Origin of the sequence: Pseudoalteromonas thalassia, assembly GCF_049257215.1 — a bacterium.
Classification (GTDB): Bacteria; Pseudomonadota; Gammaproteobacteria; order Enterobacterales; family Alteromonadaceae; genus Pseudoalteromonas; species Pseudoalteromonas lipolytica_C.
In genome coordinates this window covers 95,788-109,970 of record NZ_JBMMUE010000004.1, presented here as the reverse complement: position 1 = coordinate 109,970, position 14,183 = coordinate 95,788, and the positions used below count along the sequence as shown (strand labels likewise).

Below are 14,183 nucleotides of genomic sequence, written 5' to 3'. Positions count from 1 at the left end.
GTGATAAAAGCGCGACAGGTTCGCGCTTTTTTAATGCCTGAAATAATTGTCAGAAGCTAGTAACTTTACTCTTTCCTCTAGTAGCTAGCTTTTTATTTTTATCATACTCAGCATGGCTTGGTTATACGGTGTTTTTACACCTAGCTTAGCGCCTTGTTCACACACATAACCACAAATTGCATCTATTTCTGATTGTCGGTTATGGCTGATATCTTGCTGCATAGAAGAAAAGTTTTCTGCAGTTGCAGTCATCACCGAGTAGGCTTGATCAAGTGCCTCGCAAAGCTTTACATCAACACCTTGTTTATTGGCTACCAGACACGCTTCACTCAGTAAATTAATGATGCGAGTGCTAAATTGCGGTGCACGGAGTTGGCCATTTTTAACGTTATGGATTGCTGTTAACGGGTTAATGGCAATATTGACTAACAGTTTTTGCCAGCGCAATGAGTGAATATCATCACTCACTGAAAAGTGTGGCAGGCTGCTAAATAGATGTTCAAGTTCATTGAGTTTTTCAGTTGCTGCTGCATTACATGCGCCAAGCACACTTTCGCCATTTCCTGTGTGGTTTACACTATAGGGCGTTGCTTTAAAGCCAGCTAAACGAGTTGTTAGAAACGATAACCCTTGAGTGTCTAACAGTTGGGCATTAAGTTCATCGACATTACCCATACCATTGTGAGAAATAACAAGTTGGCAGTTTTTAGTAAAGTAAGGTTTTATTTGCTTAAAAGCTGCTTGCACCTGAAATGCTTTAACAGTAATTAATACCAAGTCAAAGGGCGGCGATTGATTTAATTCTGCATAATTAATAAGGTGCGCTTTAATAGGGTGTGATTTGCCATTACTTGCTTGATAAAAACGCGTGGTCAGGGTTGGCTTACGAGTCAGTAATGTGATGTCATGTTGTGCAGATAAAAAATGGCTAAATAGCAGGCCTATTGCGCCATCACCCACTACTAATAAATTAGCCATTACGTTGCTTACTACCTAAATGAAAGCCAAGCTTTATAGCAAAATAGCTTACAGCACCAATAAAGTCAGCGATAAAGTCACCAACTGAGGCTTGGCGATAAGGCAGCATATCTTGCATAAATTCAATGGCGGCTCCGTAGCCTGCTAACAGTAAAATTTGTACCATTAGAGGTAACTTAAATGCCTTGTCCATCACCAAAGCGAGTATGAAGAAAATACCAAAGTGCGCTACTTTATCGACGTGAGGAAACAGGTTGCCAACCCCTTTAATTTCTTTGGCAAATAAAATCGTAAAGCCAATAATGCTGGCTAAAAAGATAACTTGGTAAACACGCCTTGTCACAATAACCCCTAAAAATGCCGAAATTGAATGGCCAGTATATCAAACAATTTTTGCATCGCACCTGAACAAATCGGATAAAAATAGAAAGAATCGACAAATAAGCGTTATAATTGCCAACCATAAACGAATTTAAAAAAGACTATGTTAGGAGAACCCCATGCCTTCATTTGATATTGTTTCTGAAGTAGAAATGAACGAAGCGCAGAATGCAGTAGATAATGCAAAGCGTGAACTAGAGACGCGTTTTGATTTTCGTGGTGTTGATGCATCAATCGAACTAAGTGACAAAGTAATTAAGTTAAAAGCTGAAGCACCACAGCAAGTGATGCAACTTTTTGACATTCTTGCAGCAAAAATTTCAAAGCGTGGTTTGGATGTATCTAGCCTTGAATTAAGAGACGAGTCACGTAGCGGCAAATACGTAATGCGTGACGTTGCACTTAAGCAAGGTATCGAAAAAGACGTAGCGAAGAAAATCGTTAAGTTAATTAAAGACTCAAAAATCAAAGTACAAGCCGCGATTCAAGGTGAAGAATTACGTGTAACTGGTAAAAAGCGTGATGATTTACAAGAAGCAATGCAAGTTGTTCGTACTGCTGATTTAGGTCAACCATTCCAGTTCAAAAACTTCCGCGATTAAAACTTATAGCTTTAAGCTGTAAGCCAGTAAGTTTCTGAGCTTTACAAGGAGCGTATCATGAGACGAATATTAGGTTACAGAGAAAAAGATATCTTCTAGCTATTTTCAGCTAGAGGATATTTATGTCAGTAAAAAACAAAACAATTGACCGTAATAAATACGGTAAAATAAACAGAAAATACACAGGTCCACACAGTACTTATTTTTATCAACAAACACCAAGTTGGTGGGTAAAAATGACGATGACTAAGCCAAGAAGATGCTTAAATAAAGCACTTTGCAAGCGTGTGATGAATGGTGCTGACCCAGAAGGAATTGTTTTTCCGTTAGGAAACTCAAAACCCCATGAGTATTTCTGGTAATTATTTGTTTGATAAAAGCCAATCACCATGTGATTGGCTTTTTTACTTTCGGCTTACGGCTTACGGCTTACAGCTTAAAACTTGTCTTTAGCGGTATAGCCGTCCATTGACATTCTTCTCCAAAATCATCACAATAGCAGCCTATTTTCAAGGTGCTTGCTGTATCTACAAAGATACGTGTTATTTCAAAGGGTGAAATAGTTGCAAGATAATCGGGAAGTTGGTGCGTTTTCAGGGAGAAAACAATGCCAACACTGCCCCCGCAACGGTAATGTGTATGCCATACATACGCAGAGTCCGGAGACCGGCCTTGAAGTAACTTACTATTTGCGTGTGCGGTGGGCACAGGCTAGGGGATATCATGCTAAATAAATCTGCGTTAGGCGTAGCGATTGCTGCTGCGTTGTCTTTTTCTGTATCTGCTGACGAGCAATCAATCGAGCACATCACAGTTACTGCCAATAAATTCGAACAATCAATTAATGATGTATTAGCTAGTGTTACAGTTATTGACCGTGCTGATATTGAGGCAAGTTATGTTCGTGACTTACCAAGCTTACTGGCAACTCAAGCTGGCTTTCAAATTAATGCCAATGGTGGTTTTGGGCAAAGCTCAGGTGTTTCATTACGTGGCGCAAGCTCTCGCCATACGCTTATTTTAATTGATGGTGTACGTACAGGATCAGCAACACTTGGCTATAAAAGTATTAGCAATATTCCTTTAAACAGTATTGAACGTGTTGAAGTAGTAAAAGGCTCACGTGCTGCTGTATATGGTTCTGATGCGCTAGCGGGTGTGATCAATATCATTACGCGTAAAGCACAAAATACGTCTTTAGATGTCACTTTTGGCTCAGATGCTTATCAAGAGTATCAAGTGGCGACAGGCGGTCAGTTTGCGGGTGTTGATGTTGCTGTTAATGCTGGCTATGAAAAAACAGATGGCTTTGATGTGCTGCAAGGTTTAGCGCCAGATGAAGACGGCTACGAGAACAAAAACCTTGGCTTTAATCTAGGTTATCAAAATGAGCAACTAGGTGAGTTTTTAGCGCAAGCACAATACTCAGAAGGCGAAGCACAATACGATAGTGCCTATAGCCCAGCAGACAGCACGGTAGAAAAAGGTGAGTTCGAAAATTACCAAGCATCATTAGGCTGGAAAAAAGCTTTCGACAAACACAGCCATGCCATCGATATTGCCATATCAACTGATAGTTCAGATGATTCACGCATTGATTACACTGGCGCGACAGTAGTCGATAAGTTTGAAACTGAGCGTGAGCAAATTGATTACAATGGTCAATACTTTTTCAATCAAGCATTAACACTAAGCGGCGGTTTAAATTGGTATAAAGATGAAGTAAACACTAACTCAGGTACTTACTTAAAAGACAGCCGTGAAGTATTCGCTGCGTTCATTGGCGCTTATTATGATGATGAACAAGTACTTGCAAACCTAACTGTTCGCCAAGATGATGACCAGCAGTTTGGTGATGAAACAACTTACACAGCCGCTGTTGGCTATCACTTAAATGACATCGCTACATTCCGTGTAAGTCAAAGTACTGGTTTTAAATCTCCAACTTTTAATGACCTATATTATCCAGGCTCGGGTAATCCAGAGTTAAATCCTGAAACATCAGACAATCAAGAGCTAGGCCTATCACTCAATGTGAATGATATTAGCCTTGATATTGCGATTTTCCGCAGCGAAATCGACAACAAAATCGCCTGGGCACCAAATGCAGCAGGGCAGTGGATCCCAACTAATATAAACGAAGCTCGCCATGAAGGTGTTGAGTTTAGCTTTAAAAACCAAGTGTTTGGCTTTGATCACAGCTTTAACTTCACTTACCTCTCTGCTGAAGATACCGAAACCGGTCAGTCACTAACCTATGTGTCAAACCACAGTGTGAATTGGTCATTACATAAAGCATGGGGTGATTTTGATGCCGGTATTGATATGCAATACCGTGGTGACCGTGATGGCAAGCTAACTCACTTACCTTCGTATACGTTATGGAATTTAGTCGGTCACTACCAAGCGACTGACAACTTAACTGTGTCTTTACGAGTAGAAAACCTATTCGATAAAGAGTATAACGCCGTTGATGCCTATGGCACTGACTTAGATGGTGACTTTATCAACGACGAGTTTTATTACTACAACACGGCCGAGCGCCGCTTGTTTGTAGGTGCCCGTTATCAGTTCTAATAATAAGGAAAATTATTAGTTCTGCGTCTAAAAGCTCGCTACCTACTTAGCGAGCTTTTTTCATTTTAGTTTATCAGCGAAGTATTGACCGAATTTCTCAAGTTTAGGCGCGATAAGGATACTGCAATAACCTTGATTCGGGTTTTCATTGTAATAGTCTTGGTGATATTGCTCTGCTGGGTAAAAGTTCGATATTGGGCTAAGTTCAGTGACAATTGGCTCACGAATTTGCTTCTGTAAAGCTGCTATCATCGTTTGCGCTTCAGCTTTTTGCTGCTCAGTATGATAATAAATAACACTACGATACTGTGTGCCTACATCGTTGCCTTGTCGATTTAATTGTGTGGCATCGTGTAAAGTAAAGAACATTTCAAGAAGGGTATTATAGCTCACAATACTGCTGTCAAAATCGAGCTGAACAACCTCAGCATGACCCGTTAAGCCAGTACATATTTGCTGATAACTTGGGTTTTCAATTTCACCGCCTGCATAGCCAGAGCTGACATTAAGCACGCCTTTCACTCGTCTAAATGCGGCATCAATACACCAAAAGCAGCCACCGCCAAAAGTAGCTATTTGTATGTTGTTATCCATCGTTTATTCCCTCACTGTTTTGCTGACTATAGCTGAAAAAACAAAACGCCGTAAAGACGGCGTTTTATTGTTGCTTAAAGACAGTTCTAAATTTCTTCCAACGGTTTGTCTTTAGCTTGTTGCTCTAACTTGCTTTGTAAATACTCAGGCGACTGAGTATTACGGGCTAGGGCAGTATATGCTGCTGGCACAACAAATAGAGTTAGTAAGGTTGCCACTATTACACCTGTAAATACCACCACACCAATTACCATACGGCTCTCTGCACCCGGGCCACTTGCAAGTACCAGTGGTACCGAGCTCATAACTGTGGTCAGTGAGGTCATAATAATCGGGCGTAAACGCTGCGTTGCCGCTTGGGTAATCGCTTCGTTAAATTCAACGCCTTTATCACGCAGTTGGTTGGCAAACTCAACGATTAAGATACCGTTTTTCGCGCTTAAACCAATCAGCATTACGATACCAATTTGGCTGTAAATGTTCAGAGTGAGATCTGTGTACCAAAGGCCAAATAATGCGCCGACTAAGCCAAGCGGAACAGTCAACATAATCACAAATGGGTGAATAAAGCTTTCGAACTGTGCAGCAAGAACTAAGAAAGTTACTGTGAGCGCAAGAATAAACACATAGGTCATTGCTGATGCGCCTTCATAGAACAGTTGCGACTCACCTTTATAGTCAATTGCACCATCGATGTCGTTTTCTTCCGCGGCAACTTGATTTAAGAAATTAAGCGCTTCTTCTAGGGTATAACCATCGGCTAAGTTTGCACTTAACGTAATTGCGCGCATACGGTTATAACGATTTAAACGCGATGCGGTGGCTTCTTCTTTTAAGCTAATTAAGCTATCTAGCGGCACTAATTCGCCACTGCGTGATTTTAAGTAGATATTTGAGATATCGGTCGGGTTCGCAAAGTCTTCTTTGGTACCTTTTAGTATCACATCGTATTCTTCACCACGGTCAATAAAGGTTGTTACGCGGCGCTGCCCCAACATGGTCTCGAGAGTGCGGCCTACATCAGACACCGAAACCCCTAAATCCGCTGCTTTGTTTTTATCAATGTTGATTAAAAACTGCGGGAATGTTTCTTTATAATCATGGTCGATTCTTACCAAGCCTGGGTTTTTCTCTGCACGCTTAATAATGCGGTCTCGCCAATCGGCTAGTTGGTCGTAATCATTACCTTGCAGTACAAACTCAATAGGACGTGATGAGCCACCGCCGCCAATACCACGGCGCATAATTGCAAACGCACGCACATCAGTTACTTCGGTCATTTTACTGCTTATCTCGTCCATCACTTCCCAGGTTGAGCGCTTACGCTTATCCCAGTCAGCCATGCCAATGATAGCAACACCACCTTGACCACCCCAGCCAGGCACACGAACAAGCACTCGGCTTAATTCGCCAGACTCTGAGTAAGGCATTAAACGTTCTTCAATTTTCGCCATGTTGGCTGCGTTATTTTCATAACTTGCACCCTCAGGCCCACTCATCATGATAAAGAAAGTACCACGGTCTTCTTTTGGCGTAAGCTCTGATGGTACTTTTTGAAATAGCATAAAGCTGGCAACACCGGCCAAAATCATGGTTAGTAGTAAGCTCCACTTACGGCCCATATTAGAAGTAAGTGAGTTACGATAAGCATTTTCGATTTTGGCGAAGGTTTTATCCATCCACTGGCTAAATTTACTCTCTTTTTCAGAAGCCTTGAGTACTTTTGAACACAGTGCCGGAGAAAGTGTTAATGCCGTAATACTAGAAAAGAACACAGCAGCACTAACAGCCATCGCAAACTCGGTAAATAAAGCACCAATACGGCCATCCATAAACACCAGCGGTACGAACACAGAGATGAGGACGAGGGTAGTGGCAATAATCGCAAAACCAACTTCACGAGCACCACGGAACGCAGCCAATAAAGGTGGCTCGCCTAACTCAATGCGGCGGTGAATATTTTCTAGCATAACAATCGCGTCATCTACCACTAAACCGATAGCCAATACCAGTGCTAGCAGAGTTAATAAGTTGATTGAGTAGCCCATAGCAAGCAAGAACATAAAGCTACCCACTAACGCAACAGGTACTGTCACAGCAGGGATAAGCGTTGCGCGAATATTACCTAAAAATAAGTAGATAACTAACACTACCAGCGCCATTGAAATCGCAAGCGTTCTATATACTTCGTCAATTGATTCTTTGATGAAAATTGATGAGTCGTAGCTGTCTTGAATAGTGGTGCCTTCTGGCAAATTACGCTTAATTTTTTCGAGCTCAGCACGGGCGTTATCAACCACGGTAAGCGTGTTCGCTTTGGCTTGTTTTACAATACCCAAACCAATCATGTTACGGCCATTACCACGGAACAGGCTTTCGTCGTCAGCGGCTTCTAAATGAACATCAGCTACCTCACCTAATCGCACTAAATAGCCATCTTCACCACGTTTAATTACTAAATTTCTAAAATCTCGCTGATCTTTATAACTACGCGCGGTACGTACTGTAAAGTCACGGTCGATAGATTCAATTTCACCGGCGGGTAATTCAACGTTTTCTGTACGTAATGTATTTTCAATATCGCTACTGGTAATGCCGCGTGCAGCCATCGCTTTACGGTTTAACCAGATTTTCATAGCGTATTTACGCTCACCACCAACGCGCACGTTAGAGACACCATCAACAACGGCTAATCGATCAACAATAAAGCGTTGTGCGTAATCAGATAACTGCAATGAATCCATGGTGGTACTGTTTAGTACGAACCACGCGATTGGGCTTTCATCACTGTTTGATTTAGAGACCTCAGGCGGGCGAACCTGCTCTGGTAAGCTATCAAGCGCGCGGGCTACACGTTCGCGTACATCGTTAGATGCGGCATCAATGTCGCGGCTGATATTAAACTCAATGGTGATGTTAGAGCGACCATTGCGGCTTGATGAGTTAATGCTTTTGATGCCCTCAATACCCGAAATGCGATTTTCGAGTACTTGGGTGATTTTAGTTTCGATAATTTCTGCACTGGCACCGGTATAGTCAGTGCTTACACTAACTATTGGCGTTTCAATATCAGGGTATTCACGCAGTGGTAGCATTGAAAATGCCACCAAACCAAAGGTGAGTAATAACAGGTTTATTACGATCGCAAAAACCGGGCGTTTAACGCTAGTATCTGTAATTTTCATGGTTTATCCCTTGATACTAACTTTACTGCCGGTACGAATTTTAATAATGCCCTCGGTCACAACTTGTTGACCATTTTCAAGACCTTTATCAATAGCAACCCAACCATCATGACGACCAGCAACATGTACTTCTACTTTGTTTGCTACACCGTCTTCAATTTGGAATACGTAGTGTTTGTCTTGTTGAGGGATCACGGCTTTTTCTGGCACCATTAATGCCTGACTTGAGCTTAGCTCCAATGCGGTGTTTAACAGCATACCAGGTCGTAATAAACCGCTTTCGTTAATAAAGCTTGCGGTGACTTCAACGCTGCGAGTAACAGAATCTATGCGCGAGCTGATGTGGGTCACTTTACCTGTGAAGGTTTTATCAGGATAAGCATCATTTTGCGTCATCACTTTCATACCCAGTTGTAATTGCGCTAAGTACTTTTCAGGTACTTTAAAATCAACTTTAATGATGCTGATATCATCAAGGGTGGTGATGTTGGTAGTGTTGTTAACGTAAGTACCGATAGAAATTTCGCGCTTGCCAAGTAATCCTGTGAAGGGCGCTTTGATGGTCATTTCAGCAAGCTTTGTTTTTGCACTTTCAAGTTGTGCTTCGGTTGCGTCTACGCGTGAAAGTTGCTCTTCTAATAACGATTTAGCGGTTGCTTGCGAGCGTGAAAGCTCGGTTAGACGGTCTAATTGGCGTTTTTCTTCGCGTAGGTTGATACTTAACTCTTTAACGGCGAGTTCTTCTTCTTGTGCTTGTAATTGTACGAGTTTTTGACCTTTACTTACTAAGTCGCCATCATTGAAAAAGATGTCAGTAACATAATCGTTTTGAGCGCTTCGTATGTAAATAGCCTGATTGGCACGTGCGCTACCTATTGCTTCAATAAGGACTGCGTTTTCTTCAGCGGTGACTGTGTGTGCTTTTACTTGCGTTGTGCGATCGCCAAAATTTGATTGCTCGCCTTGACTTGAAGGTAAGTACAAATAAATACATAACCCTAGCAATAGTGTGATAATAAAAGGAAAAAGAGCTTTACCGGATTGTGTAGAATACATCATCGTGTTACCAGAAAATTAGTTGAGAGTAGTGTACAAAATTAGTACGTGCCACGTATGTCAGATATCTCGTTTATTTGTGAATTTGGCGTAAAAGTTAAAAGTTCGGCAAATTTGTTCCTTTTATGAGATGAAAAGAGAGGTTTTGGTGTGGGTAAAGAACCAAAGTGTAACTATTGTTTAACGATCCGAAAGATAGTTTTGGTCACTATTGTTATGTTTATTTTTTATTTTTCGTTTTATGGATAAGCAAACCCCTATTTTGCGAGTGCGAGCCCAAGCATCTCGACATGGTATTGAATGTTTACTTGTTGGGGGCATTGGGTTGGTGTTTATTATGTTGATTAACCTGCTTAGGCCAGGTGAGATCAGCATTATCGAAATATTTTTAGCAACAAGTTGTATTGCCGCTATTTTCATTGGCTTTTTAAAGACTCAAGAACCATATTATAGTTTTACTTTTTCTGGGAAATTACTTATTTTTCATCATAAAGCTGGCAATTGGCAGCTGAATCGCGATAATTTTTACCAAAGTGGTATACCAAAAGTGCATCTAGACCTCGAATACCTTGAGTTAAACGCAGTTGGTATTAAACTCAATAATATAGATGAATTTTTAACGCAGCTCCCTCCCAGAATTGCCGGGCGATTATTGATAGAGCAACGTCATTTATTTATGCAAGTTATTAAAAATCATTGCAAAAATGGCGATTGCCCATCAGAATGGCTTATAGAAGACACGGAATACACTGCCCCAAGTGGTCAGCTTTACAAAGGATTGATTGCTATGTTTGCTAATCGCACGCAGCATTTAAGGCAATTGACTGGATATGATTTATTATTGCCTGCCAATGTTCTTGATACTGACATTTGGCAATTTAGTGCAGATTTAAATCGTTGGAAGTTAAACCCAAACAAGTTTATTAATACTCGCTTAAATAATAAGCAGTAGGTGGTAGTAAGTAGGAACAGGCTATGAGTCAAGAACGTGCTTTTATTAAAAGCGGTCGCAACACGATTATTCATAAAGATAAGAAGCTCGACTTGGTGATCGTCAATGGCGACACTCACCCACGAATTAAAGTGACCCAAAATGGCCTAGAGCCGTTCAAAGATGAACTGCCAAAAAACCGCCGTGAAGCCAAAGAACGTTATTTAGAAATGGTTTATATTTCAAGCACTGATGTGTTTGCAGAAGAAAAGCGATTACTGTTTATTCAAGCCCTTGATGGCAGAGAGTACAAAGTAGACTACAGTAAAGTCGGTACTAAATTGTTTGTCCGTATCCACCAAGAAAGTTACCTATAACCCTTAGCTTGGCACTTAATTTGCTTATTACTTCCTTATTTGTCAGTTCCTAATAAATTGGCGTGGTTAATTTAAGGTGGTAAATATGAGATTAGTGCTTCTTACCTTTGTTGCATTAACGGCACTATCGGCCTGTGGCGGAGGAGGTGGTTCAACTGAAACCCCACTTGCAGCGACTGTTAATGCAGGTCTTGATCAGCAAATTATCGAAAAAAGTGAGTTTACGGTTTCTGCGAAGGGCTCTCCCGCTGATGGTACGTTTACATGGCAACGCGTCAGTGGTCCTGTTATTGAAGGCTTTCCAGCACAAGGAGCTGAGCAAACACTGACTGCTCCCGATATTAAATTAGATTCAGAGCTTATTCTGAGAGTTAATTATCAAACGACGGATGGGCAACTGGTTTCTGACGAGGTGAGTATTTTTATTACCTCTAATAATCAATTACCTGTCGCTGTAATCACTCAAATTGCCCCGGAAGAGCTGCCATCACAATATAACGACACAATCGTACTTAGTGGTGCAGAGTCAATCGATATTGACGAAAATGGCTCCGTTGACAGCTATCTTTGGAATAAACTCGATGGCCCAGAGCTCATCGTTGATAGCTTTGAAAATCAAACAATCAGTTTTACCCACCCATTACTTGAATCAAATACGCCAATTACTTGGCGACTCACGGTGACTGATGACGAAGGCGGTTCAGCCAGTACCGAGCAAACATTTACCTTAAACAAAACTCTTGAAGTGATTATTGCCAATGCCGGTGAAGATCAACAAGTAATTGAGTTTGATATGGTCACTCTTGATGCCAGTGGTAGCGAAATTGTTACCGCAACAAAAGAGTGTTTTTGGCAGCAAATGAGTGGCGAAACAGTCACTCTTGCTAATCAAAATCAATGTATTACCACTTTTGTTGCCCCTGATGTTGATACCGATACCGAGCTTAGCTTTGAAGTAACAGTAACAGACAGTAAATCGCGTAGTGACACCGACACAGTGACTATCGATATTAGCCCAAAACCGCTTGGTTTAATTAACGATACTGGCATGAGTGATTGCTATAACAATTCACAAAAAATAAACTGTAAGAGCGGTGATTTTCCAGATCAAGATGCGGATCTTGGTCGCGATAGCGTTGCAAACCAACTGGATAAAATTGGTCAGGGCGATTTAGCATTCGATTTCACAAAAATGAATGAATTTGCTGATGAACTACCTGATGATGCGACCACATTTAGTTGTGTTCGAGATAACGTTACAGGATTAATTTGGGAAGTAAAATCCCCAAGCACAGTGCTACCTCCAGCCACAACAACTCGCGCTGCGACTAACCACTATACTTGGTATTTAACGACTTCAAACGGCATTCAAGCAGGCAGCGTTCAAGGCGCTGCAAATTCAACTTGCCCAAGTGCAACATCGTGTGGTTTACAAACTTATGTGAATGAAGTGAATGCCACTGACTTCTGCGGCGGAACGAATTGGCGTGTTCCTACTTATACTGAGTTACTCGGGTTACTCGATTATGCTAAACAAGGTGGCACAAGTTTACTATCAACTGAGTTTTTCCCCAATCAGCCAAATGCAATGCAATTAAGTACTGATGGCAGTGCATTCATGCCGTACTGGACTTCACAAACTGCAGCGGATGGTACCAGTTTGTCGCAAGCGTATATCATAAATATGAGTAACGCGAATGACTTAGCTTATCCAAAAGGCAACACGGCTTTTGTGCGTTTAGTAAGAACTCCGGGAGAGTAAAATGATGAAATATCTATTTGCAGCCGTTACTTTACTGGTTAGTGTACCGAGCATTGTCAGTGCTCAGGTTTGTTATGATGCAGCAACCGAAACAACCCCAACAAGCCGCTTTGTCACGCATATCGATGGTACTGTTAGCGATATTAAAACGGGTTTGATGTGGCAGCGTTGTACTTTTGGGCAAAGCTATAATAGCGATATTGATGCATGTGAAGGCACCAGCCAGCAATTAACATGGGGTGAAGCGCTACGAGGTGCTAAAAATGCTACATTCGCTGGTTATTCTGATTGGCATGTTCCTAATATTAAAGAACTGGCAAGCATCTTAGAGCATAGTTGTGTGCAGCCTAGCATTAACGAAACAGTATTTTTATCAACTAAGCTGCAAAACTACTGGAGTAGCACATCCGGTATAACTCGCAGTGATTTAGCGTGGGTGTATCAGTTTGATAAAGGTATCAACAGTTTACATGCTAAAACATCGGATATTTATTTACGCCTTGTACGTTACGAGAAGTAACGACTAATGGCGCTGAGCCGCGCTTGTTCGAGCGCGGTTTTTATATCGGCCCCTTTAATACCTTGTGCGATAAATTGCTGAGGGTTAACAGCCTTTGCTTGATTTGCTGCAAGTGTTAACGACTCATGGCATGGTACGGGGTGCTGTAAACTGATTTCTAACACTTTAAGTACCTGTTGAAAACGCTCTGGGCGTCGCCATAAATCAAGCTGGTTAAAGCAGTTAAAAACCTCGTCGCAACTAGGCTGTTCGCTAGCTAAAACCGCTTGATGGGTTTGCGCGTTAATAGCCAGATCGCGTACTTCATTCGGTAAGCGAATTGTATTTGCGATACTGTTAATTTCCTGACTAGATAAACTTAGCGTTACTTGGCTGAATAAGAGTGCAGTATCATGCAACTGATGGTTATTAGCATAATCGAACCGAGCTTTGAGTGTTTTATAAATATCCTCATTCCACTGTTTTTCAAGCTCTGCACTGATCACACTCAGGCCACCAATACTTGCAAGAACATTTAAAAAATCGCTAAATGCACCATCGCTTAATGACTTTTCACACTCTAACCACACTCGCTCTGCAGTGAGAGTTGTAAGCTCACCCGCTTTAACCATAGCAATGAGCAACTGTTTAGTTTCGGGGGCAATGGTAAAGCCCAAGTAATGATACCGAGCAGCAAAACGCGCTACACGCAATATCCGTAATGGGTCTTCGCTAAATGCATCGGATACATGACGTAATACACGCTTTTTGATGTCATCTTGGCCACCGAATGGGTCAACTAAGCTGCCATCTTCGGCTTGAGCAATGGCATTGACGGTTAAATCACGGCGAATTAAATCTTGCTCTAGAGTTACGTCTGGAGTGAAATCACAGATGAACCCTGTATAGCCTTGCCCTTGTTTGCGCTCGGTGCGAGCAAGCGCATATTCTTCTTTGGTTTTTGGGTGCAAAAACACCGGGAAATCTTTGCCAACTTGTTGGAAACCTTGGTTTATTAGCTGTTCAGGTGTGGCGCCGACAACCACATAATCGCGTTCTTTAATTTCACGACCAAGTAGAGCGTCTCTGACTGCTCCACCGACTAAATAAACCTGCATAGATCACCTTCAATTTTGTGTTTTCAGTATTTTACGTTATTTGTTCAATAAAATGCGAACAAGGTTTTAAGTAGCGTTGTTTTTTGCCATTATAGGCGGTGATTTTAAACGCAAGGAATATCA

At 41.5% G+C, this 14,183-nt stretch carries 13 protein-coding genes and 1 riboswitch; of the genes, 7 read left to right on the top strand and 6 right to left on the bottom strand.

Annotation, left to right across the window (positions count from 1 at the left end):
• Window positions 1–84: 84 nt before the first annotated feature.
• Both AAEU31_RS06690 and AAEU31_RS06685 read right to left on the bottom strand, forming a co-directional pair.
• A complete protein-coding gene (locus AAEU31_RS06690) occupies window positions 85–978 on the bottom strand; it encodes a ketopantoate reductase family protein (protein WP_421966828.1) in 894 nt (297 codons plus the stop codon).
• Window positions 971–1,321 (bottom strand): VanZ family protein, encoded by a 351-nt coding sequence (locus AAEU31_RS06685; RefSeq protein ID WP_138557245.1) that lies wholly within the window; start codon window positions 1,319–1,321, stop codon window positions 971–973. Before AAEU31_RS06685 ends, AAEU31_RS06690 begins: the two co-directional genes overlap by 8 nt.
• 157 nt (window positions 1,322–1,478) lie before the next feature.
• Here AAEU31_RS06685 and AAEU31_RS06680 point away from each other — a divergent pair, with 157 nt between their 5' ends.
• From AAEU31_RS06680 to AAEU31_RS06670, 3 genes are all read left to right on the top strand, one after another.
• A complete protein-coding gene (locus tag AAEU31_RS06680; RefSeq protein ID WP_063703177.1) occupies window positions 1,479–1,961 on the top strand; it encodes a YajQ family cyclic di-GMP-binding protein in 483 nt (160 codons plus the stop codon).
• Window positions 1,962–2,083: 122 nt separating this feature from the next.
• Window positions 2,084–2,323, top strand: a complete 240-nt coding sequence (locus tag AAEU31_RS06675) for a hypothetical protein (protein ID WP_421966827.1) — start codon at window positions 2,084–2,086, stop codon at window positions 2,321–2,323.
• Window positions 2,324–2,494: 171 nt separating this feature from the next.
• Window positions 2,495–2,650: riboswitch (cobalamin riboswitch) on the top strand.
• A gap of 34 nt (window positions 2,651–2,684) precedes the next feature.
• Window positions 2,685–4,538: a TonB-dependent receptor domain-containing protein gene (locus tag AAEU31_RS06670; RefSeq protein WP_421966826.1), complete on the top strand. Its 1,854-nt coding sequence runs from the start codon at window positions 2,685–2,687 to the stop codon at window positions 4,536–4,538.
• Between the two features lie 60 nt (window positions 4,539–4,598).
• On the opposite strand, the gene msrA is transcribed toward AAEU31_RS06670, so the two are convergent.
• The 3 genes from msrA to AAEU31_RS06655 form a co-directional block, all read right to left on the bottom strand.
• A complete protein-coding gene (gene msrA, locus AAEU31_RS06665; protein ID WP_135926043.1) occupies window positions 4,599–5,132 on the bottom strand; it encodes a peptide-methionine (S)-S-oxide reductase MsrA in 534 nt (177 codons plus the stop codon).
• Window positions 5,133–5,218: 86 nt separating this feature from the next.
• Window positions 5,219–8,317: an efflux RND transporter permease subunit gene (locus tag AAEU31_RS06660; RefSeq protein ID WP_138557248.1), complete on the bottom strand. Its 3,099-nt coding sequence runs from the start codon at window positions 8,315–8,317 to the stop codon at window positions 5,219–5,221.
• A gap of 3 nt (window positions 8,318–8,320) precedes the next feature.
• Window positions 8,321–9,373: an efflux RND transporter periplasmic adaptor subunit gene (locus tag AAEU31_RS06655; RefSeq protein WP_135926312.1), complete on the bottom strand. Its 1,053-nt coding sequence runs from the start codon at window positions 9,371–9,373 to the stop codon at window positions 8,321–8,323.
• A gap of 241 nt (window positions 9,374–9,614) precedes the next feature.
• On the opposite strand from AAEU31_RS06655, the gene AAEU31_RS06650 reads away from it, so the two are divergent.
• The 4 genes from AAEU31_RS06650 to AAEU31_RS06635 all read left to right on the top strand — a co-directional run bounded on the left by AAEU31_RS06650 (window position 9,615) and on the right by AAEU31_RS06635 (window position 12,963).
• On the top strand, window positions 9,615–10,325 hold the full coding sequence (locus AAEU31_RS06650) for a DUF2982 domain-containing protein (protein WP_421966825.1): 711 nt from the start codon (window positions 9,615–9,617) through the stop codon (window positions 10,323–10,325).
• Window positions 10,326–10,348: 23 nt separating this feature from the next.
• On the top strand, window positions 10,349–10,681 hold the full coding sequence (locus tag AAEU31_RS06645; protein WP_421966824.1) for a hypothetical protein: 333 nt from the start codon (window positions 10,349–10,351) through the stop codon (window positions 10,679–10,681).
• An 85-nt stretch (window positions 10,682–10,766) separates the two neighbouring features.
• A complete protein-coding gene (locus AAEU31_RS06640) occupies window positions 10,767–12,443 on the top strand; it encodes an Lcl C-terminal domain-containing protein (RefSeq protein ID WP_421966823.1) in 1,677 nt (558 codons plus the stop codon).
• A 4-nt stretch (window positions 12,444–12,447) separates the two neighbouring features.
• Complete coding sequence (locus tag AAEU31_RS06635) at window positions 12,448–12,963, top strand: Lcl C-terminal domain-containing protein (RefSeq protein ID WP_421966910.1); 516 nt, start codon at window positions 12,448–12,450, stop codon at window positions 12,961–12,963.
• On the opposite strand, the gene AAEU31_RS06630 is transcribed toward AAEU31_RS06635, so the two are convergent.
• Window positions 12,951–14,060, bottom strand: a complete 1,110-nt coding sequence (locus AAEU31_RS06630; RefSeq protein WP_421966822.1) for a tRNA nucleotidyltransferase/poly(A) polymerase-related protein — start codon at window positions 14,058–14,060, stop codon at window positions 12,951–12,953. The genes AAEU31_RS06635 and AAEU31_RS06630 overlap by 13 nt on opposite strands.
• Between the last annotated feature and the right edge of the window lie 123 nt (window positions 14,061–14,183).